Annotated in this window: 18 protein-coding genes and 2 pseudogenes; 17 read left to right on the top strand and 3 right to left on the bottom strand. The window is 48.0% G+C overall.

All coding sequences use genetic code 11. The annotated features are described in order from the left end of the window. Positions 1 to 41: 41 nt before the first annotated feature. Entirely contained in the window at positions 42 to 1,439 is a 1,398-nt protein-coding gene (locus M1K46_RS02950; RefSeq protein ID WP_256224811.1) for a sigma-54 interaction domain-containing protein, read from the bottom strand. A gap of 205 nt (positions 1,440 to 1,644) precedes the next feature. On the opposite strand from M1K46_RS02950, the gene M1K46_RS02945 reads away from it, so the two are divergent. The 3 genes from M1K46_RS02945 (at position 1,645) to M1K46_RS02935 (ending at position 6,682) form a co-directional block, all read left to right on the top strand. Continuing rightward, complete coding sequence (locus M1K46_RS02945) at positions 1,645 to 1,818, top strand: hypothetical protein (RefSeq protein WP_256224810.1); 174 nt, start codon at positions 1,645 to 1,647, stop codon at positions 1,816 to 1,818. Positions 1,819 to 2,223: 405 nt separating this feature from the next. Beyond that, complete coding sequence (locus tag M1K46_RS02940; RefSeq protein WP_375162170.1) at positions 2,224 to 2,925, top strand: Cof-type HAD-IIB family hydrolase; 702 nt, start codon at positions 2,224 to 2,226, stop codon at positions 2,923 to 2,925. Positions 2,926 to 3,631: 706 nt separating this feature from the next. After that, positions 3,632 to 6,682: an efflux RND transporter permease subunit gene (locus M1K46_RS02935; RefSeq protein WP_256224808.1), complete on the top strand. Its 3,051-nt coding sequence runs from the start codon at positions 3,632 to 3,634 to the stop codon at positions 6,680 to 6,682. Positions 6,683 to 6,959: 277 nt separating this feature from the next. Here the strand turns inward: M1K46_RS02935 and M1K46_RS02930 are convergent, their stop codons facing one another. Next, a complete protein-coding gene (locus M1K46_RS02930) occupies positions 6,960 to 7,688 on the bottom strand; it encodes a Bax inhibitor-1/YccA family protein (protein ID WP_256224807.1) in 729 nt (242 codons plus the stop codon). A 669-nt stretch (positions 7,689 to 8,357) separates the two neighbouring features. Between M1K46_RS02930 and M1K46_RS02925 the strand changes: the two genes are divergently transcribed. The 13 genes and pseudogenes from M1K46_RS02925 (at position 8,358) to M1K46_RS02865 (ending at position 21,489) form a co-directional block, all read left to right on the top strand. Continuing rightward, positions 8,358 to 9,887: a 4-hydroxyphenylacetate 3-hydroxylase family protein gene (locus M1K46_RS02925; protein WP_053356782.1), complete on the top strand. Its 1,530-nt coding sequence runs from the start codon at positions 8,358 to 8,360 to the stop codon at positions 9,885 to 9,887. A 55-nt stretch (positions 9,888 to 9,942) separates the two neighbouring features. Further along, a pseudogene (locus M1K46_RS02920) lies at positions 9,943 to 10,685 on the top strand (IclR family transcriptional regulator). A gap of 32 nt (positions 10,686 to 10,717) precedes the next feature. Next, positions 10,718 to 11,266 (top strand): 3-hydroxyanthranilate 3,4-dioxygenase, encoded by a 549-nt coding sequence (gene nbaC / locus M1K46_RS02915; protein WP_053356784.1) that lies wholly within the window; start codon positions 10,718 to 10,720, stop codon positions 11,264 to 11,266. Continuing rightward, on the top strand, positions 11,251 to 12,294 hold the full coding sequence (locus M1K46_RS02910; protein ID WP_256224806.1) for an amidohydrolase family protein: 1,044 nt from the start codon (positions 11,251 to 11,253) through the stop codon (positions 12,292 to 12,294). The genes nbaC and M1K46_RS02910 overlap by 16 nt, the downstream gene beginning before the upstream one ends. Continuing rightward, positions 12,266 to 12,724, top strand: coding sequence for a RidA family protein (locus M1K46_RS02905; protein ID WP_053356786.1), 459 nt, complete (start codon positions 12,266 to 12,268; stop codon positions 12,722 to 12,724). Before M1K46_RS02910 ends, M1K46_RS02905 begins: the two co-directional genes overlap by 29 nt. A 13-nt stretch (positions 12,725 to 12,737) precedes the next feature. Then, positions 12,738 to 14,207, top strand: a complete 1,470-nt coding sequence (locus M1K46_RS02900) for an aldehyde dehydrogenase (protein ID WP_256224805.1) — start codon at positions 12,738 to 12,740, stop codon at positions 14,205 to 14,207. 277 nt (positions 14,208 to 14,484) lie between these two features. Further along, positions 14,485 to 15,264, top strand: a complete 780-nt coding sequence (locus M1K46_RS02895) for a 2-keto-4-pentenoate hydratase (RefSeq protein ID WP_256224804.1) — start codon at positions 14,485 to 14,487, stop codon at positions 15,262 to 15,264. A 15-nt stretch (positions 15,265 to 15,279) separates the two neighbouring features. Beyond that, the gene (locus M1K46_RS02890) at positions 15,280 to 16,188 is read left to right on the top strand and encodes an acetaldehyde dehydrogenase (acetylating) (RefSeq protein ID WP_091002532.1); all 909 of its coding nucleotides are present in this window, start codon (positions 15,280 to 15,282) and stop codon (positions 16,186 to 16,188) included. Continuing rightward, positions 16,175 to 17,200, top strand: a complete 1,026-nt coding sequence (gene dmpG / locus M1K46_RS02885) for a 4-hydroxy-2-oxovalerate aldolase (RefSeq protein ID WP_256224803.1) — start codon at positions 16,175 to 16,177, stop codon at positions 17,198 to 17,200. Before M1K46_RS02890 ends, dmpG begins: the two co-directional genes overlap by 14 nt. Before the next feature lie 33 nt (positions 17,201 to 17,233). Next, positions 17,234 to 17,992 (top strand): 2-keto-4-pentenoate hydratase, encoded by a 759-nt coding sequence (locus tag M1K46_RS02880; protein ID WP_256224987.1) that lies wholly within the window; start codon positions 17,234 to 17,236, stop codon positions 17,990 to 17,992. Between the two features lie 2 nt (positions 17,993 to 17,994). Continuing rightward, a complete protein-coding gene (locus M1K46_RS02875; RefSeq protein ID WP_091002536.1) occupies positions 17,995 to 18,174 on the top strand; it encodes a 2-hydroxymuconate tautomerase family protein in 180 nt (59 codons plus the stop codon). A 542-nt stretch (positions 18,175 to 18,716) separates the two neighbouring features. Next, a pseudogene (locus tag M1K46_RS02870) lies at positions 18,717 to 20,014 on the top strand (AMP-binding protein). Between the two features lie 122 nt (positions 20,015 to 20,136). Then, on the top strand, positions 20,137 to 21,489 hold the full coding sequence (locus M1K46_RS02865; protein WP_256224802.1) for an amino acid permease: 1,353 nt from the start codon (positions 20,137 to 20,139) through the stop codon (positions 21,487 to 21,489). 267 nt (positions 21,490 to 21,756) lie between these two features. On the opposite strand, the gene M1K46_RS02860 is transcribed toward M1K46_RS02865, so the two are convergent. Next, entirely contained in the window at positions 21,757 to 21,939 is a 183-nt protein-coding gene (locus M1K46_RS02860) for a hypothetical protein (protein WP_256224801.1), read from the bottom strand. A gap of 142 nt (positions 21,940 to 22,081) precedes the next feature. On the opposite strand from M1K46_RS02860, the gene M1K46_RS02855 reads away from it, so the two are divergent. Next, a complete protein-coding gene (locus M1K46_RS02855) occupies positions 22,082 to 22,396 on the top strand; it encodes a hypothetical protein (protein ID WP_256224800.1) in 315 nt (104 codons plus the stop codon). Positions 22,397 to 22,417: the final 21 nt, after the last annotated feature.

Below are 22,417 nucleotides of genomic sequence, written 5' to 3'. Positions count from 1 at the left end.
ACTTGTGAATTAAACATTACGTATCTTGATTCGTTTCAGAATCAATGATTCGTTTTTGAATCGATATTGTATTTTTTAAGACGGCGAACGACAGTCGGCTGGCTCAGCCCCAGATAGTCTGCCATTTCATAGGTGGACTTGCAGTCTCGGCAGGCACGAAGCAGCCAGTTTCTTTCCACATGTTCCAACGCCTCCTGCAGGGAAGAGCTCTGTGCATCGTATTCTGGAACGCCATCTTCCTCCACTTTTTGCGTAAACGGCAGATGGTCAGGCAGGATCGTCTTGTTTTCGAGCGTGACGACGAGCCGTTCCATTAAGTTCTCCAGCTCTCTCACATTGCCCGGCCAATCATGCTGCCAGAAGGCTTTAAGCGCAGATGGGTGCATCGTTTTATCGGTATCATACTTTTCGTTGAATTTGTCCAAGAAGGTTTCAGTCAGCTGATGGATTTCTTCTTTTCGATCCCGGAGCGGGGGAATGCTGATCGGCACCACATTCAATCGGTAAAATAGGTCATCTCGGAAGGTACCGGCCTTCACCATCGCTTGGAGATCACGGTTTGTTGCCGCTACGAGCCGGAAGTTTACGGTGCGGCTCTTCGTGCTTCCCATTCTGGTTACCTTCTTTTCCTGCAGCACTTTGAGCAGTTTGACCTGAATGGAAAACGGCAGTTCTCCGACTTCATCTAAAAAGAGTGTTCCTTGATCGGCGAGTTCGATGAGCCCCATTTTTCCTTTGCTGGCCGCCCCGGTAAAGGCGCCTGCTTCATATCCAAACATCTCGGATTCAAAGAGGCTCTCAGGGATCGCCCCGCAGTTTACCTCGATCATCGGCTTGTCTTTCCGGTCACTTCCGTTATGAAGCGCTTTAGCGAATACCGTTTTTCCAACACCGGATTCTCCTTGAAGTACGACAGTGGCGTCACTTTTTGCGACCTTATGGACAAGTCCCCACACGGTTTGCATCGATTTGCTGTTGATGACCACATCCGATGGCACAATTTCACGGCCGCGAAGCTGTTCAATTTCGTTTTCATAACGCATCATCTTCAGCTGCAGTTTCTCGTATTCGCTTTTCAGTTCTTCAATTTCCGTCATATCATGTGAAAAACTGATGATCCTCTTAATCTCGTTTTCTTCATTAAAGATGGGTACACCGCGGGTCATGATGATCTTACCGGTGCCCGTTTTCTGCATGAAGGTGACCGGCTTTTTCTGCTGGATTACCCTTAGCGTCACGGACGGATTAAAGATTTTCTTCTGCTCGAGCTCTCTGACGGACGTTCCGACAAGCTCCTCGGACGAGATGCCGTACATCTCCTCGCTGTTTTTGACCGCACGCAAAATAAATCCCTCGCTGTCGGTAACGATGATATTCTCGCCAGATTCGTTGATGATTCCTTCGATTTCAAGCTCAAGCAGTTCTCTTTGATCTGTCATACCCACATCTCCCTAACTATCGCAACATAATTCTGATAATTAGGATAACATAGATCGGAAGAAATGAGCGAAGAGTGGCTTTAATTACCAGGCTTTTACACCTGTAATTTCGAAAAGTAACGATATATGTGACTTGGCTCACAACTTCTTTTGAGCACATGAATTAACTTAGAGACAGGACAAAAATAAAATTGGAGTGATAATTATGGAAATGACTAAAAATGAAAAAGCAGAAAGGCTGCAGCACGTGCTTGATGAAGCATTGCTACCTTTAAAACAGAGATTGGACGAAATGGAAAAAGAGATGATTTCTGTTCGTGAAAATCAAGAGGAGCTTATAAGATTATTGAGCAAAAGGGGCTGTCCAAGAAGTCTGTAAGCTGTTGATTTCCGTTCCAGGCTGCTCGCTTTCCGCGGGGCGTGCGGTGAGCCTCTTGGTGCATGCACCGGCGGGAGTCTCACCTGTCACGCTAGTCCCGCAGGAGTCTCGCATCTTCCACTTCAATTAACTTTTCATTGAAGATTTTTCAAGCCAAAAAGGGGCTGCCTGAAGGTCAATTTTCGACTTTCTGGACAGCCCCTTTTTTTATTTCTGGTTTAAACAAGTGTTTAACCAGAATGGTTCCTCCCATTCATTCATAGGTATAAGTAGCAGGGGTCTGGCTGAAAAGCCCTAACGTAAGAAATATTGTGCATTTTATGCTAATCTGTGGGTAGCGAAACGAAGAAAGGGATGTTATGAGTGGGAGTGGAACAAAAGGAAATTAAGCTTATTGCCCTGGATATGGACGGAACATTATTGAATGAACAGCTGGAGGTCTCTGAAGGGAACCGGCAGGCGATTCGAGAGGCTCAGGCAAAGGGCGTGCATGTTGTCCTTAGCACAGGCCGTTCGCTTTTGACGTGCCGGGACTATGCCAAATCGTTAGAACTTAATTCTTATCTTGTAACGGTAAACGGCAGTGAGGTATGGGACAGCAAAGGCAGCCTTGTCGAGCGGACTCTGCTTCATAACGATCATATCGAGGCAATGATGGAGTTAACGAAGAAACACGGTGCACAGTTTTGGGCCGTGTCGACGGATAAGGTATGGCGCGAAAATTTTCCGGAAGACTGCGCAGAGATGAAGTGGCTGAAATTCGGCTTCAACATTGCTGATGACGAGGTTCGAAAGCTTGTGCTCGAGGAACTCTCGAAGAACAAGGAGCTCGAGATCAGTAACTCAAGTCTCACGAACATCGAGGTTAACGCAGTTGGAATCAACAAAGCACGGGCGCTCAACCGAGTGTGCCAGGAGCTTGGCATCACGATGGATCATGTGATCGCGATGGGCGACAGCCTGAACGATATCGCAATGATTACGGAAGCCGGGGTTGGCGTGGCGATGGGCAATGCTCAGGACGTTGTAAAACAAGCCGCCGACTGGGTGACAGGCACCAACGTGGAAGATGGTGTCGCCCAGGCGATCAGGCATTGGGTGCTTTAGAATAGTGGAGAGACCATTCAGACGATGTCTGGATGGTCTTTTTTTGTGGGAACTTTAACTGGGCTGAGTAGGCGATCCTTTAACGCGTGTAATGAAGGCAATGTGAATGATTTTAGAGCTGTTTTTGGTGATAAAATGAGGATTTTCAAGTGATTTTTACTTCGTGAAGCTTTCACTCGCGTTTTAAGCAGCTTTAGGAGTGTTCAGGAGGTCATTTAGCACCTGATTTCAGAGGAAATTTAGTTTTTTTCTTCTGTGATTTGATGTTGCGGAAATTTTATTATCGAAAACACCAAATATATTATCGAAATTCTCGTTTTATTATCGAAAAAGTCAATATATTATCGAAACAGCTGATTTTATTATCGAACAGGATATGCCCGACGCTAATCGACTGTTTTCGACGCATTTGTCCCACAAAACCTGTAAATACGCCTCAAGTCGTATGTGGAAATACAGCCGGAGGACATTATGGAAAAATCGGCCAGCAAGTAAACTAATGTTATGAATTTTAAAGGTATAATTACTTTTTTTGGTTTATATTTCCTTAAAATGTAAGTATACTGTATATGGGCATTTAGTCTGCTTGAAGAATGTGAACAAATGAGGCAGACAGTCCGTCATACATAGAGGAGGATGAACAAACAAAGGGGTAGTTTGTTCTAACAGCTCTATAACAAATTAAATGGGGAATGGTGGGAAACGTATGCAGTTTATAACAAAATGGGCTTTTCGGAATAAAGCGCCGGTGACATTGCTTGTCATTATTGCGCTCATTATCGGGATGGTGAGCTATTTCCGTCTGCCGATGGAATTTCTGCCGGAAGCGGATAATCCGCAGGTAAGCGTCGTGACGCTCGGGCAGGGATATGATGCAGGATCCATGACAGACAAAGTAACCGAGCCAGTGGAACAGGCCGTTTCAGGGGTAAAAGGAAAGTCGTCAGTTCTTTCGACGACAGGGGACGGCTATTCTCAGATTACGATTAACTTTGATTCGAAAACAAATATGAAAGACGCAAAAAGAGAGGTTCAGGAGGCGGTCAGCGGACTGCAGTTTCCTGAAACCGTCGGCAAACCACTAGTATCACAGCTCAACACTTCCATGATACCGGTAGGGCAGATCTCCTTTACGTTTGCTGACGGACTGACCAAGGCAAATATGGAAAAGGCAAAAAAGACGCTGCTCCCTCTTTTTGAAAATAAGAAAAGCATTTCCCAAGCCAGTATTTTCGGGGAAAACAATTCCCGTGTAGAAGTGAAGCTGGATACGAAAAAAATGAAAGAGAAAAACATACCCGTCAATAGCGTGATGAGTGTTCTTCAAGGACAAAACGCCTCGGTAACTGCAGGCGGAGCAACGATTGACGGCAAGAAAAGTACGATCAATGTGACGGACAATCTAACATCCGTCAGTGCGTTGGAAAAACTGGTCGTTCCGGTTCAAGTGATGAATCCAAAAGCACCAGTCATCCATTTAAAAGATATCGCATCTATTAATCTGAAAAAAACCGAGAACACGGTGATGCGCATTAACGGAAAAGAAAGCCTGGCCATCACTGTTTTCAAAGACAACAGTGCAAGTGCTGTGACAGCCAGTAAAGATGTGAAGGCAACCGTGAAAAAAATCAATAAAGACTATCCGGGTGTAAAAGCCAGTACGGTATTTACGACCGGCGACATGGTGGAAAACTCCGTAAACAGTATGATGAAGGAAGTACTGCTCGGAGCATTGTTTGCGACTCTAGTCATTCTTGTTTTCTTGAGAAGAGTGAAGCCGACCCTCGTGACGATCGTATCCATCCCGCTTTCGCTGGCGATCACACTTCTCCTGCTCTGGCTGTCAGGGGTTACACTGAACATCCTGACTCTCGGAGGAGTGGCGGTGGCTGTCGGACGGCTTGTTGATGACAGCATCGTGGTCGTTGAAAATATTTTCAGACGAAGCCAAAGCAAAGCATTTACGAAAGAAAATGTCATGGCAGCAACGGCTGAAGTATCACGGGCCATTACTTCATCAACCTTGATTACAGTCGCCGTGTTCCTGCCAATGGGCCTCGTCAACGGCTCCTTAAAAGAATTTTTATTGCCGTTCGGTCTTACGGTGACGTATTCGCTGCTTGCTTCTCTTTTAGTAGCATTGGCCGTCGTACCGTTATTGAGCCAGGGCATGCTGAAGAAGATGAAGCTTCCTGCCCACTCCGAGCCAAAGCGTTATTTGAATGTATTAAAATGGTCGCTTAACCATAAATATGTTCCGATCATTATCGCAATTGTTGTACTTGTCGGCTCGCTTGGATTGTATGTTTCCTTGCCGAAGGGAGCTGTCAGTGCAGAGGATGCCAGCATGGTTGCCGTCAATATGGAGTTCCCGAGCAACACGCCGGCGGACGACATTAAAGATCGCATGGTTGCCTTTGAAGAGAAGCTGGCTGATATCAAGGGCTATGATTATTTGATCACTCAGTATGGAGCCAGTGAAGACGAAGCGAAATACGGACAGGTCAGCACCCCGGATACGGTCAAATTTACCGTCATCATGAAAGAAAAGGGCGGCGCCGATGATTACATCAAAAAGGTAAAAGAACTGAAGAAAGACGAAAACGGAGTAACCATTACCGCTTCTGCCGGATCAATGTTCGGCAGCGGATCCGGAGGTTCTGCCATCACGTATGATATCAGTGGAAATGATCCTGTTGAGCTCTTAAGCACCTCTAAAGAACTAATGAGTGTGATAAAAGATGTAGACGGAGTGAAGAAGGTCTCAAGCAACCAGGAAAAGACTGCTCCTGTCTATACCGTCAAAGTAGACACTGAAAAAATGAACACCCAGCAGGCTGCACAGCAGGTGGCTTCCCTTATTCAGCCAATGCCGATTGGATCCATTACGCTGGATGGGAAATCAACACCGGTGCTGCTGAATGCAGGAATCAACCCTTCACAGGCATCTGACCTGAAGGATCTTTCCATCCAGACAGCCCAGGGTATTCTGCCTCTTTCCAAAGTTGCTCAGATTACAGAGGAAGATAAACCAAGCACCGAGCTTCATAAAGACGGCAAACCGTTCATCCGCATTTCTGCGGAAGTGAAACCTGAAAAGCTGTCAGTTGTATCTGCAGCAATTGATAAGAAAGTGAAAAAAGTCGACTTGCCAAAAGGCGTCAGCCTGGAGCAGGGCGGAGCGGCACAGCAGCAATCCAGCGATTTTGCTGATCTTGGTCTGACGATGCTCGCTTCCATTTTAATCGTGTACCTCATTATGGTCATTACGTTTAAAACGTTCCGTGCGCCGCTCGCGATTTTAATGACGCTTCCGTTAGCTTCCATCGGTGCGGTTCTCGGCCTCCTGATTTCAGGCGTGCCAGCTGATCCGACTGCATTAATCGGCGGACTCATGCTGATCGGTATCGTCATCACGAACGCGATCGTACTTATCGACCGCGTGAAGCAGAACGAAGAAACCATGATCATTCGCGACGCGATCATCGAGGCGTGCGGTACACGCTTACGCCCAGTTATCATGACAGCGGTCGCTACGATTTTTGCGATGCTTCCGCTTCTGTTCTCTCAATCCGAAGACGGCAGCCTCGTTTCAAAATCACTTGCTGTCGTTGTTATCGGTGGACTGACAGGTGCAACCATTTTAACGCTTGTCATCGTCCCGGTCTTTTACGAGCTGCTTCATTTCAGAAAATCAAAACGCCAGCGGGTGAAGATGTCCCAGCAAGATAGCTTTCCACTGAGCCAGGATGCGTAATGAAGCAGGAAAAGAGAGTGTCCCATTTACATATGGGATACTTTCTTTTTTTTGAGTGGATGGAAGGCTAAAAATGGATGCCGCTAGATTATTTAGCTCAGCCGCCAAATTAATGGCTTCAGCCGCCAGATTATTCGGCTCTGGCGCCAGATTAATTACTTCAGGCGCCAAATTATTCAACCCAGGCGCCAGTTCTGCAGGGGTTGTCCTATAAGAATACACTACCATTAAATATCTTAGCTAATGACACAAAAAAAACCTGCCGCAGCAGGTTTTTTTAATTCTTAAGTTTGGACAGCAGGCGGAGCATTTCAAGATACAGCCAGACGAGTGTAAGCATTAACCCAAATCCTGCGTACCATTCCATATATTTTGGCGCTCTTTGTTCAACGCCTCTTTCAATAAAATCAAAATCAAGCACAAGATTGAGAGCGGCTACGCCGACAATAACCAGACTGATGATAATGCCGACTACACCGGTTTCATGAATAAAAGGCACATGAAGCCCGAAAAAGCGAAGAACAAAATCAATCAGGTAAACGATGGCAATCCCCAGAGTGGCTGACATGACGCCAAGCCTGAAATTTTTCGTGACTTTGATCAAGCCCAATTTGTATACGATCAAAAGCGCAAAGAGCACGCTGAATGTGAGTAAAACTGCTTGCGTGGTAATGCCTGAAAACTTTGCCTCATACATGGCACTTATGCCGCCAAGAGCCAGACCTTCCAGCATCGCATACAGCGGTGCTAAAAAGGGTGATGCCTTTGGAACAAAAATGGTGATCAGCGAAACAATGAAAGCTCCGATGACTCCTGCGAGCAGAAGCGGAGCCACCTGTTTTCCATCAAAATATTGATTCCATGTGTAAAAGGCAGTCGCACATAATAAGACGAGCAGGATGAACGTTTTATTAACCGTCCCCTGAAGTGTCATCGGATGCTCGATTCCTTGGCCTTTTAGCTGTGAAAACGTTGATTCTTTTAAACTAGGATTAGAACTCCTCATCACGTAACCTCCTTATTACTAAACTATACTATAGTTAAACCCTTCTTATGAAAAGAAAGGCTGTTTGGGGGCTGTGTTATGGCTTTTTTGAGGAAAACTATGCAATTAGACAACGATAAGGGTCATTTTTTTGAAAAAATGATATTGAGTAAATTCTGCTAGGCCGAACCGGAAAATCGGGGGTTTTTTAGCTTCTTCAAGCTGTTATGTGTGGATTGAAGGTGCTAAAGCTGTCCATTTTATCTGCAAAGTGGTTGACTCAGATTTTTTATTTTTAATTTTACAGGTTAATTGTTCAAAAATGCTGATTTATGTTCAAAAAATTGATTTTACGTTCAAAATCCCCTCATTTATGTTCAAAACGTTATACGCGACGATATGCGACATGATTCGACGCATTTAGTTCTAAGGAGAGGGGGAGTATTTACAATACTAGTTTATGACCAAAAATTGTCGAACGATTCCGCCCAAAACCGCCAACGTCCTGTGCTAAAATTTACCCAACACCTCTTTTTTTTACATTAAAAAACTTCAATTCCACCCATTCTACGATTTAAATTTAGCAAAAAAATATCTTAGACTTTCATAATATGAAATTACCTCATTGAGTTTAGAAAGCGCTTTCATCTATAGTGTGGACAGGCTATAGAAAATGAAGGAGGAAGTGCTATGGGAATCCGAACGGGAGCTCAGTATATCGACGGGTTAAAGTCCCGTCAGCCTGAGATTTGGCTGGAGGGCAGGAAAGTGACGGATATTGTCAACGAGCCTGTTTTGCGCCAGCCAATCCTGGAGATCGCGAAGCTGTATGATATGCAGCATGATCCTGATCAGCAGGAAAAGATCACGCATGTTTGTGAAGAGACGGGCGAGCGTGTATCCAACGCGTTTCTCGTGCCGCGCAAGCTTGAGGACGTTATGGCAAGGCGCAGCTTGTTTGAAGCATATGCTAACGCTACGTACGGTCTGATGGGAAGAACACCGGACTTTTTGAACGTCGTGGTCACCGGGATGGCGAGCAACTCCTGGTTCCTGGACAAGTACAATCCGGAATGGTCCGTTAACATTCAAAATTACTACCGATACATCCGGGATAACGACTTGTTCCTTACGCATGCGATCATCAACCCGCAAAATGACCGAAGCAAAACATCGCATGAACAAAAAGATACATTCACTCACCTTGGAGCAGTGGAGGAGACGCCGGACGGCCTGCTTGTTCGGGGAGCGAAAATGCTTGCGACACTTGCTCCAATTACAGATGAAGTCATCGTGTATTCGTTCCCAGGCTTCAAACCGGGAGATGAGCGGTATGCACTGGCATTTGCGCTTCCTATTGATACACCGGGACTCCGCATCATCTGCCGTGAGCCGATGCAGGACGGCAAACGTTCACTGTTCGACCATCCGCTGGCTTCCCGTTTTGAGGAAATGGATGCACTCCTTGTGTTCAATGATGTGCTTGTTCCTTGGGACCGTGTGTTTATCCACAATAACGTGGAAGCGGCGAACCTGCTTTATCCGAAAACAGGGATCGCCCAGCAGCCTGCCCATCAGTCAGGCGTTCGTGGGCTCGCCAAGCTGTCGTTCGCTGTGGATGTCGCCTGCCGTTTAGCGGATTCCATCGGGGTTGATGTGTATTTGAACGTACAGAACGATCTTGGGGAACTCATTCAAAGCGTGGAAACGATTCGTGCCTTGCTGCGTGTTTCTGAATATGAATGTGAGGTTACGCCTTCTGGCGAGTACATGCCGGCGGCCGCTCCGCTGGAGACCATCCGCGGCTTGCTGCCAACCTTTTATCCGCGTGCCATCGAAGTCATCCAGATCATTGGTGCCGGGGGATTGCTCATGTCACCGTCAGGCTATGATTTTGAAAATCCGGAGTTAAGAGAGGATATGGATCGTTACTATGTTGGACGTGAAGGCGTTTCGTCCATTGACCGTGTGCGCATCTTTAAACTCGCATGGGATCTGTCAGGAGAAGCGTTTGGACAGCGTGCACTGCAGTATGAACGTTATTACACGGGAGACCCGATCCGAAAGCGGGCCATCTTTTACAACAACCATAAACGCAAGAACGCATTCCCATTGGTGGACCAGGCTTTACATGAGGCAGACCGGGCCAGGGAAGCGGCAAAGGCTATCCATTCTGAAAAAGAGGAGGGGATCGCTGACGCTGATACAGTAATGCAATAAGAAATGGCCGGCAGCCCAGAGCTTACCGTTTTAAAGAAGCGAAGGGGGAAGACATGTGATTGGATCTGTTCAGAAGATTGCTAGAATCTTGAACTGTTTTACGGATGAAGAACCGGTGCTGGGGAACCTCGACATTGCTACAAAGCTTGATTTAAACCCGAGTTCTGTCCACCATCTGCTGCATACTCTGTGCCAGGAAGGCATGCTCATCAAGGACAGCCAGAAAAAATACAGGCTAGGATGGAAGCTGCTCGAATGGGGCAACCGGGTCATGTATCAGAAGGAAATGCTGAGCGGAGCTTTCCCAATTGTGGAAGGGCTCATCCGCCGTTTTAACGGGGCGGTTCATATCGGCATGTTTGATCAAGGAGAGGTCGTGTTCGTCCTGAAAGCCAGCCCTAAAGAAAGCCGGGAAATTCCGACGTATGTCGGTTCAAGAAAGCCTGCCTACTGCACGAGCTCAGGAAAGATTCTATTATCCTCAAACCCTCCCATGGTGAAGGTCACCGTGGAGAAGGGGCTTGTGCAGCGGGCTCCGAATACCATCACATGTGCGGCTCAGCTGCAAACCGAGCTTCAGGAAGTGAAAAAGCGCGGCTATTCCGTGAGCGATAACGAAAATGAACTTGGTTTGTACGGCGTGGCTGCCCCCATCCGCTCCTACTCCGGCCATACCATTGCGTCACTGAACATTGTCGGGGAGCCATTATGCAGGGCCGCGACAGCAAAGGGATTCTGGAGCATCTACTGCTCACGGCTAACACTCTATCAAAAGAGCTTGGATATATCGAAGTCTAGTATTTCTATTAAAAATTCGGGAGGAATACCAAATGACAAAGACGGCTGAACGACTGTTTTCTTTTAATCTGCTTAAATGGATCGAGGAAAATAAGGATGCGTTAAAACCGCCTGTGAACAACAAAGTGCTCTGGCAGGATTCTGAGTTCATCTGCATGATCATCGGCGGACCGAACCGCCGGCGCGATTTTCACGTCGACCCTTCAGACGAGTTCTTTTACCAGATCAAAGGCGACTGTTATGTCGAGTGCATTACGGAAGACGGAGCAAGAAAGGTCGTTACAGTAAAAGAAGGTGAAGTGTTCATGCTGCCTGCGATGGTTCCACATTCTCCTCACCGTGTAGCGGACACGTACGGACTCGTCATCGAGCGCAAGCGTGCAGAAGGAGAACTAGAGGATTTCGTCTGGTTCTGTGATGAGTGCAACCATGAGATGCACCGGGTGACCGTACAGCTGAACGATATTGAAAAACAAGTGAAAGAAGCAATCCATAGCTTTAATTCAGATGCGGAAGTCCGCTTGTGCAAGAATTGCGGCCACCACATGCCGGAAAACGTGGAGGAATGGAAGTGCGAATAGATTTTCACACCCATATCATTCCAGAGAGCTTTCCGGATTTTACGGAAAAATACGGCGGAGAGCGCTGGCCGGTGCTGAACCGGACGTGTGCGTGTGGTGCGTCCATCATGGTGGGTGGCAAAAATTTTCGGGATGTGACGGACCAGGTATGGTCGCCGGAAAAACGAATTCAGGACATGGACCGGGAAGGCGTTGATATTCAGGTGCTGTCCCCGATTCCGGTCACGTTCTCGTACTGGGCGAATCCGGAAGCCGCAACCGAGATGGCAAAGATTCAGAACGATTTTATTGCAGAAACGGTCGCAAAGCACCCGGACCGTTTTGTTGGCTTAGGGACGGTTCCGATGCAGGAGAGTGTAACCGCCGTCCGGGAGATGGAACGCTGCATCAATGAACTTGGGCTGCATGGCATTGAGATCGGAACGAACGTCAACGGCAAGAACTTGGATGATCCGTCATTTCTGCTATTTTTTGAGATGGCAGAAAAAAGGGAAGTGCCAATCTTCATCCACCCGTGGGAGACGCTCGGACGGGATCGGATGCCGAACCATAACTTCATGTATACGGTAGGCATGCCGAGTGAGACGGCGCTTGCAGCGGCCTCGCTCATCTGGAGCGGCATTATGGAGAAGCATCCGCGTCTGAAGATCTGTTTTGCGCATGGAGGCGGTTCGTTTCCTTACCTCATTCCAAGACTGGATCAAGGCTGGAACGTCTGGCCGCACCTCAGGCTGACGACTCATCCGCCGAGCCATTATGCCAAACAGTTTTATTTTGATTCGTTAAACTACGATCCGCTGAACATCAAATATATGATGGAGCGGTTTGGCTTCGAGAAAATTTTCATGGGTTCGGATTATCCGTTTTTGCTGCGTGAAATCAATCCTGGCAAGGTGATCTATGAAACGCTCGAGTTAACGGCGGAGCAGAAACGCGGCATGCTTGGTGAGAATGCAGCACGGTTTTTAAATTTGGAACTCGGGAAACGGGGTGCAGTCCTTGCAAACAGTGCAAAATCCGGAGAGTAAGCTGGAAGAGCTCGGGCTGACCCTCGCTCCTGTCCGGACGGCAGTCGGAAACTATGTGAGCTGTGTAAGAACCGGAAGCCTTCTTTTTACATCCGGTCAGGGTGTTGATCAGTATCATGGCAAACTGGGCCGGGAACTAACGATTGAAGAAGGATATTTGGCCGCCCAACAGTCGATGCTGAATCTTCTCAGTGTCGTGAAGCAGGAGCTTGGTGAGTTGAGCAGGGTGAAGCGTGTCGTGAAGATACTTGGCATGGTGAACTGTACAGAGGATTTCACCGCGACTCCCCAAGTGATGAACGGGGCGTCGGATCTGCTCGTTCAAGTGTTTGGCGAAAAAGGAAAACACGCGCGTTCAGCCGTCGGGATGGCGCAGCTTCCGAACAATACGGCGATTGAGATCGAGATGATTCTGGAGATCGAAGAGTAAGGAGGTTCAGAACATGACGAAAGAAATGACGGCTGATAAAAAAACACTGAAAGACGCGCTTCTTTTTATTGACGGCGAGTACGTAGAGGCCCGTTCCGGCAGCACGTTCGACTCCATCAATCCGGCGACCAATGAAAAGCTCGCAGCTGTTGCGAACGGAAGTCCGGAAGATGCGGAGCGTGCGATCGAATCGGCCAAGAAAGCTTTTGACAGCGGTGTTTGGAGCAAGATGCCGGTAGAGGAACGCTCTGATATTCTATGCCGGATGTCCGATCTGATCATGGAGAACGTGGACGAGCTCGCTATGGTCGAAACGCTTGATGTTGGCAAGCCAATCAAAGAAAGCCGTGGATTTGATATTCCGCGGGCCGCTTCCAACTTCCGCTTTTTTGCCGAGATGTCCAAATACATGGTTCACGAGCATTACGACAAGCACAATATCATGTCCTACGCTAAATATGCTCCGGCCGGGGTTACGAGCCTCATCATCCCGTGGAACCTTCCGTTCATGCAGATGACGTGGAAAGCGTCGGCCGCTCTTGCAGCAGGCAATACGGTCGTTGTAAAGCCGGCATCCTATACACCGCTAAGTGCGGTCATGCTCGGCGAGATTGCGAACGAAGCCGGGCTGCCGCCGGGAGTATTGAACATAATTACCGGTCCGGGCAGCACGATGGGCACGGCGATGACAACCAATCCGTCAGTCCGCAGGATCTCATTTGTGGGTGAATCGAATACAGGCAAAACAATCATGCGCAATGCGGCGGAAAACCTGATCCCTGTTTCATTGGAGCTTGGCGGAAAATCAGCGAATATCGTGTTTGAAGATGCCGACCTGGATGAAGCGGTACAAGGATCACTTGATGCGATCTACCGCAACCAGGGGGAGATCTGCTTAGCGGGGTCGCGCCTGTTATTGCAGGAAAGCATCTATGATCAGTTTTTGGAAAAGTTTACGGCGGCTGTTCAGAAAATTAAAGTCGGCGATCCGACCGATGAAACGACAGATATGGGCGCAGTTGTCTCAAAGAGCCATCTCGAAACGGTACATAACTATGTAGAGATCGGGCTAACTGAGGGGGCGAAGCTGGCATGCGGCGGCAAGCAGGTTAAAGGGCTGGAGCATGGTAACTTTTACGAGCCGACCGTCCTTTATGATGTGGACAACAGCATGCGGGTCGCCCAGGAAGAGATTTTCGGTCCGGTTCTTGTGGTTATTCCATTTAAAACCGAAGAAGATGCCATTCGGATTGCCAATGATTCAATGTACGGCCTTGCAGGAGTCGTCTGGACGAACGATATCCGCCGGGCACAGCGGGTGACGGCAGGTGTGGATTCAGGACTGCTCTGGATCAATTGCTGGTATATTCGTGACCTAAGAACGCCTTTTGGCGGCTCGAAAGCAAGCGGGATCGGGCGTGAAGGCGGCCGGCACAGCTTCGAATTTTATACCGAGGCAAAAACGATCACGATGAAATTATAAGGCTATTTTCTAAAAGATTTTGCTTTGTGAAGGCTTTTGTTCAAATTACTTCATTGCCAGGTTGATTGGAGTGGAAGGTGCGAGACTCCTGCGGGACTAGCGTGACAGGTGAGACTCGCGCAGGCGCTTGCGCCAAGAGGCTCACCGCACGCCCCGCGGAAAGCGAGCGGCCTGGAACGGAAATCACCCACTTCCAAGAGCAACAAAAGTAATTATAAAGACGAAAGGTGAATGATGCCTTTCGTTCCTTAGTTTATACAGAAGGGATGAAGCCCAAATGCAAAAAGTAATTGATCAGCTCGCAGGGGAACTGCTTGAGGCTGAACGCACAACCGTGCCGGTGGCTCCACTGACGGAACGCTTTGAGAACCTTACCGTGGAGGACGCCTATCAGATTCAGCTTGCGATCGCCAAAAGCAAGACAGAAGAAGGCCGAAAAGTGATCGGGAAGAAGGTCGGCCTGACGAGCAAAGCAATGCAGAACATGCTCGGTGTGACAGAACCGGATTATGGCCACTTGTTTGATGATATGGCTGTGAAAAATGGAGAGACCGTTAGAATTGACTCCATGATCAAGCCGAGGGTCGAAGCGGAAATCGGCTTTGTGCTGCGAGAAGAGCTGTTTCAGCCCAACGTGACGTTTTTAGATGTACTTATGGCAACCGATTATGTGGTTCCAGCACTTGAGATCATCGACAGCCGCATCGCCGACTGGAAAATCAAGCTCGTGGATACGGTTGCAGACAACGGATCATCGGCAAAGGTCGTCCTCAGTGACAAGAAGAAAACCATTGATGAGGTTGATTTTAGAAGTGCCAGCATGGTTTTATTCAAAAATGAAGAGCTGATTGCAACCGGGGCAGGAGCGGCAGCACTTGGACACCCGGCTCACGCGGTCGCCTGGCTTGCCAACAAGCTTTACGAGTTCGGCATTCCGTTAAAAGCAAACGAGCTCATTCTGCCAGGTGCTTTATCGGCCGCCATTGACGTTTTGCCAGGAGATACAGTGACGGCAGAATTCGGTCCATTGGGCTGGGTTTCCGTCCATTTTGCATAAGAAAGGAGAAAGGCTATGGAGAAGGTAAAAGCAGCAATCATCGGTTCGGGGAACATCGGAACGGACCTCATGTACAAGCTTGCACGAAGTGAATGGCTCGAACTGACTGCTGTCATTGGTATTGATGCGGAATCAGATGGTTTGAAGCGGGCTAAAGATGCGGGGTACACCACGTTTGATAACGGAATTCAGGGGTTGTTGGAAAACCCTGAGCTTGCGGACATCGTTTTTGATGCAACGTCTGCCAAGGCTCATGTGCGCCATGCAGAAGTGCTGAAGGATCTGGGAAAGTTTGCAGTCGATCTCACTCCGGCAGCACGCGGACCGTTCGTATGCCCCGCGGTAAACCTTGGCAGTTATCTTGATGAATCAAATGTAAATATGATCACGTGCGGGGGACAGGCGACGATTCCTATCATTCACGCGATCAACCGGGTGGCAGATGTTGAGTACGGGGAAATCGTAGCGACGATCGCCAGCAAGAGCGCCGGACCTGGAACACGGGCCAACATTGATGAATTTACGATTACGACCCGCAGAGGGATTGAAGAGGCAGGCGGGGCGGACCGCGGAAAAGCTTTGATTATCATGAACCCAGCCGATCCCCCGATTCTGATGAGAGACACGGTGTATTGTGAGGTTAAAAATATGGACGAAGAAGCAATCCGGCAGTCCATCTATGACATGGTTTCTCAAGTTCAAGCGTATGTGCCTGGCTATCTTTTAAAACAAGAGCCGTTGTTTGAAGACAACCGGGTCACTGTTTTTCTTGAGGTGGAAGGAGCTGGAGATTATTTCCCTCCGTATGCCGGCAACCTTGATATCATGACGGCAGCTGCAGTCCGGGTCGCGGAGCAATACGCCAAACACCGGATGGAACAAGGGAAGTCGCCGGAAAGGATGGGTACCTATGAAACGAAATAGCGAAAAGCCCATAAAATTGACCGAAGTTTGCCTTCGTGACGGCAGCCATGTCATGAAGCACCAGTTCACGGCAGAACAGGTGTGGAAGGTAGCAAAAGCGCTGGATGAGGCTGGCATGCATTACATTGAGGTAAGCCATGGAGATGGACTCGGCGGTTCAACCCTGCAATACGGACGTTCTCTAGTGGATGAGATGACACTGATCGAAACGGCTGTAGAAGCATGTACTTCTTCAACGGTAGCGGTTCTCTTAATTCCTGGAATCGGTACGGTTCATGACTTGAAACAGGCTCGTGACCTAGGGGCAGGCCTCGTTCGTGTGGCGACTCATGTTACAGAGGCTGATGTTTCTGCTCAGCATATTCACCTGGCACGAGAGCTTGGGATGGAAGCCTTCGGATTTTTGATGATGGCTCACTCTGCTCCCGTCGAAAAGCTGGTCGAACAGGCCAAGCTGATGGAAAGCTATGGCGCGCAGGCCGTGTATGTGACGGATTCCGCGGGTGCCCTGCTGCCTCACGATGTCCGTGAACGAATCAGCGCTCTTCGCCAGTCGCTGGATATCGAGATCGGGTTTCATGCCCATAACAATCTCTCAGTCGCCGTGGCCAATACACTGGTGGCTATTGAAGAAGGAGCGACCCGGATTGATGGCAGTGTCCGCTGTCTGGGGGCAGGAGCGGGGAATACGCAGACAGAGGTATTGCTGGCTGTGCTTGATCGCCTCGGTCTTGATGTGGGGATCGACCTCTATAAAATGCAGGACCTCGCTGAGGATATCGTAGCACCATTGCTGCCGCGTCCGCAGGAAATCAGTAAAGGCAGTCTTGTGATGGGGCATGCCGGTGTCTACTCGAGCTTCCTTCTGCACGCCGAACGGGCAGCTGCTCGTTTCGGACTGGATTCACGGGATATTTTAGTAGAGCTTGGCAAGCGAAAGGCAGTCGGGGGACAGGAAGATATGATACTTGATGTAGCGGCCGAGCTGGCCAAGACCAAACAGGAGGTGTGATTCGTGACGGTAACAAAAAGAGGACAGGATGAAATGGTAGACTATCTTTTGGGCGCAGAACGCGATATCCGTGAAGTCATCAAGCTGACGGACCAGAATCCGGACCTTGCCATAGATGAAGCATATGATATCCAGCAGCGTTTGATTGAAAAAAAGATGAAACAGGGAGCACGAAGAGCGGGGATCAAGCTTGGCTTAACGAGCAAAGCGAAGCAGGAGATGATGGGTGTTCACGAGGCAATCTATGGTTATCTGCTCACGGATATGCTCGCGTACGAATGGGAGCCTGTTCGGTTCAACCAGCTTATTCATCCAAAGGCCGAACCTGAAATCGCCTTTTTAATGGGTGAGGATCTGCAGGGAACGAACGTTACGGCTGAGGATGTACTGAAGGCGACCAAGTACATAGCACCTGCCATCGAGATCATTGACAGCCGATACAAGGACTTTAAATTCACGCTCGTTGATGTGGTGGCAGATAACTGCTCGTCTGCGAAGTTCATAGCCGGAAGCAAGTGGATCTCGCCAGACAAGTTGGATCTTGCCCATATCGGCATGGTTATGTCCAAAAACGGCGAAGTGGCCACAACAGGAGCTGGAGCGGCCGTGCTCGGGCATCCGGCAGCAGCGGTTGCCTGGTGCGTGAATAAGATGGGAGAGAGGAACGAAGGCCTTAAAAAAGGCGACATCGTCCTGAGCGGCGCTCTATCAGAAGCCATTGCATTTGAGCCGGGCGACACCATCATTGCCACGTTCGACGAGCTCGGCAGCGTATCGTTCTCCTGTAAATAGAGATGCCGATCATTCAGGTGCAGATCATTAAAGGCCGATCCGACGAGCAGATTCAGAACATGATTGCGAGTGTGACCGAATCGGCAGCCAGCACGCTGAACGTGAAGCCGGAGCAGGTCAGAGTGCTTGTTACTGAGGTTGAAGGGAAGCACTGGGCAGCTGGGGGAAAAGCGAAAGAGTAATAGATTAGCAGGGAGCCATTCAGCGGTGCTGGGTGGTTTTTTTGTGTGGTGGGTTGGATCAGGTGGGCGCATTTATGAAAATGATGTGTTTTGCAAGTAAACCTTGTCGAACCGCAAGTAACAGGAGCATTTTCGCAAGTAAACTCTGTCGAACCGCAAGTAACAGCCTCGTTTCCGCAAGTAAAGAGTGTCGAACCGCAAGTAACGGTCTGCCTAGAGTGCCTCCTAATCCACAGAAGAGGGTTATTGATGAGGGTTTTGACAAGTTGATCTCTTTTTCAACGCTTCCGCAGGTAAATTTATATGTCTAAATTCATTTTTTATCGTTCGTTACGGAGCCAAATCCCATAAGTACCGCTTGCAGGGGAGAGCTGTAGAACGACAGGAGTTCTATTAAGTAATGTCTAGTATTACTTAATATTTTATGAAAAGAAAAAGGAATATCGTATTTTAAGAGATATCTTAACTCTACTTGTTATATAACAGACTATGTTATAATAGACTAAAATTTCTAATTATTTAAGCTGTGGAGGGATCACTCGTTGAATGTGCCAATGCTGTTGCCTCAATTTCTTGATCGTGCGGTAAAGTTGTATGGAAAGAAAGCTGCGATAATCGGTGAAAAGCAAACCTATACATACAGTGAAGTGAATAACCGGGTCAACCAGCTTTCACGTGGGCTAATTGAAACTGGAGTTGGAAAAGGAGATCGTGTCGCTTATCTAGCTCCAAACACGTCCGAGATGTATGAAGGATTTTACGGCGTGCTGCAGCTTGGGGCTGTTATGGTACCGCTCAACACAAGGCTAAAGCCGGAAGATTATGTATACATACTGAATCACAGCGGATCAAAAGTACTCTTTGTTGACCATGAACTGGTGAACCAAATCGAGCCAATTCGAGAACAGTTAACGACGGTTGAAGCCATTATAGTGCATGGTCTTGAACGGGTAGGGAACGGTTTAATTCCCTATGAAAACTGGCTGGATCAGTTCGACACAGCACCTGTTGACCGTCCGGAGATGGATGAGAATGACCTGGCGACGCTTTTGTATACGAGCGGGACGACCGGCAAACCGAAAGGGGTTATGCTGTCACATCGGAGCAATTTTTTGCATGCGCTTACATCTATGCATCATCTGCGGGTTTCCGATCGTGATGTCCTGCTTCATGTGCTTCCGATGTTCCATGTGAACGGCTGGGGCTCGCCTTTTTACTTTACGGCGAACGGAGCGACACAGGTCTTCCTCAAAAAGGTAGTACCTGAAGAGATTTTTAGAAAAGTGAACGATCATGGAGTTTCGGTCATGCATATGGCTCCGACCGTCCTTAATGGACTTCTGCAGTATGCGGACAAGAAAGAGACCGTTAAAGAGGTTAGCAACCTCCGTATTGTCATTGCCGGTTCGGCACCGCCGCCAGCCTTCGTGAAGCGGGTTGAGGAAGAACTGCAGTGGGAGTTTATCCAGGTGTACGGCATGACGGAAGCCTCGCCGCTCATTACGACGTCCATCATCCGGGACACACAGGATCATTTGACGAATGATGAGAAATACCGATTGAAATCGAAAGCGATCACCCCGCTGTTCTGGAAGCAGCCGTTATCGCAGTCCCTCATGATAAATGGGGAGAAACACCGCAAGCCATCGTCGTGCTCCGGGAAGGGCACGAGGCTAGTGAGGACGAGCTGATCACGTTTGCCCGCAGCCGGCTTGCACACTTTAAGGCGCCGACCATTATCGTTTTCGTGGAAGAATTGCCGAAGACCGGCTCCGGAAAGATCCAAAAGGTGCATTTGAGGAAAGCCTACTGGAAGGACCAAGGGCGGCTTGTTAACTAGCGGGCTCTGACCGTGGCTGGTTATAAATACAAATGGTGTATTTCTCTGAAAATATGTATAATGGCACTTTAAGCGTTTAAAGCGTTTCATGGTAAACAATGCTAAAGGAAGGCAGGGGCAGCATGGAAAAAGATCAGCAGGATTTAAAAAAGGGGTTATTGCCGCGTCATGTTCAATTTATCGCCTTAGCGGGGATGATTGGAACGGGGATATTTAAAGGAAGCTCAGACACGCTCAGTTTGGCAGGGCCTAGTGTCGCTTTAGCTTATTTATTAGGCGGGGCATTATTATTCATTGTTATGACGGCATTGGCGGAGATGGCCATTGTCTATCCAAATTTAAATGTTCAGAATCTCGTTCACAAAGCATTTGGACATCGGATTTCATTTATCGTTGGCTGGCTTTATTGGGTGCAGTGGGGGATCGTCACGATTGTTGAAATATTGGCTGCGGGCAGCTTTTTGAAATACTGGTTTTCCTCAACGCCGCTATGGCTGCTAGCTCTTTTCTGTGCCATCTTCATTATTGGAATCAATCTGTTTCAAGTAAAGTACTATGGTGAGATCGAGTTTTGGTTTGCTGGAATTAAAATCGTTGCGCTGACGGCCTTTATCATTTTAGGAGCCTGTATTTTGTTCGGTGTGATTCCGAGCTCGATTGATCAGCCATTAAATAATTACACTGCTCATGGCGGTTTCTTTCCTAACGGGATCGGCGGTATGCTCAGCGCGTTCTTAATCGTTATGTTCTCCTATGGCGGAGCCGAGCTGATCGGAGTTGCGGTAACCGAAACGAAGGATGCACAAAAGGTACTGCCGAAAGTGATCAAAGGGACGGTAGGGAGAGTTGTTATTTTTTATATTCTTCCGATTTTGATCATCTGTGGTCTGATGCCTTGGAATAAAGTATCCCTTGTTGAAAGTCCTTTCGTCCAGGTTTTCGATATTACAGGAATCCCTGGAGCCGGGCACATCATGAACTTTGTTCTTTTAACAGCTGTGCTATCAGCGGCAAACTCAGGGATCTATGCGACGTCAAGAACCCTGTTCTCAATGGCACAAAGCGGAGAAGCGCCTAAAAAATTTCTTAGGGTGTCCAAAAACGGTATTCCGATCAACGGTATCATCATTACGTCCATCTGTATTTTATTTGGTGTATATCTTGCATATAGGACACCGGAAAAGATTATTGGGTATATGATGTCGATTCCTGGATTCACGATCCTTCTCATCTGGATCGCCATTTGTCTGGCCCAGTTAAAGCTGCGCCGCCATTATGAGGAAAAGCCATTCTTCCAAGTGAGGGGTTTTCCTTTTACGACGATTCTTGGTGCGGTGCTATTATCCGTCATTTTTATTTTCTTCATCTTCAATAAAGATAACATTATCGGCACAACGGTCTGTCTCGTGATCGTGGCCGTGATCACTTTGCTGGCTTTCTTGAGTAAAGTTCCAAAAAGAGATTCGATGGAATAGCGTTTTAGTAAGCTTTGGAAGTGGTTGATTTCCGTTTCAGGTGCTCGCTTTCCGCGGGGCGTGCGCTGAGCTTCCTCGGCGCAAGCGCCTGCGGATCTCACCTGCCCCGCATGTCCCGCAGGACAAGGAAGGCTTCGGCAGCGTTATATCGCACGAAGAAAATGTGAAATTCATTTTCGAGGAGTCTCGCACCTTGCACTCCAATCAACTTGATGAAGGTTCGAAACAGAAACATTTCCACAAACTTTAAGAGCATGTAGAAAAGAATTAAAAAAAGAAGCAGCTGGCCTTTTGGCTAGCTGCTTTTTCCTTTAGTCTGCTTCTTTTTGGCTCAAAAAGTAAAACATTCCCTGTGAAAAGAACAATAATCGCCAATGTTTTAATGTCGCCGCCGGCATCGGAAAATAAGATGCCCGCTCCTAAAACGATCGCAAATAATGCGAATCCCATGAAAAACTCACCACCGCCAGCTTTTCCTTCCGTTATATCTTTGCAGCAGCGGATTGTCAGCGAATGGAGATACGAAGAGATTTATTTACCACGATATTTTTCCAATATTTGTTTATAATGAGAAGGGTAAGGGGGTTATCCCATGAAAAGAAAGCATTACTTATGGGGATTGATGATTGCCGTTCTTTTATTTGTTCTTCCACCGATTCTGGCTCCTTCCATCCATGATGGTTCTTCTCAAAAATCGGCGATACGAGAATACTTGGTCAATGAGGGCTATCCCTATCAAAGCTTCCTCGCCCGTATTACAAGCAATGGACAGGATAAAAAATACGGGGAAAGATATGAGGTTGCCTGGAACGATTTCAACAGCGAGACCGGAATGACCCCAATCATTTTCTATGTGAAGAAAAATGATAAGGGATATTATGTGGACTCTGCCGGAACGGGCCCTTGATCTAACCACAAAAAGCAGCTG

It is taken from the genome of Fictibacillus sp. WQ 8-8, assembly GCF_024494405.1.
In the GTDB taxonomy this organism is placed as follows: domain Bacteria; phylum Bacillota; class Bacilli; order Bacillales; family Fictibacillaceae; genus Fictibacillus_C; species Fictibacillus_C marinisediminis.
This window is presented reverse-complemented; position numbering and strand designations above follow the sequence as displayed.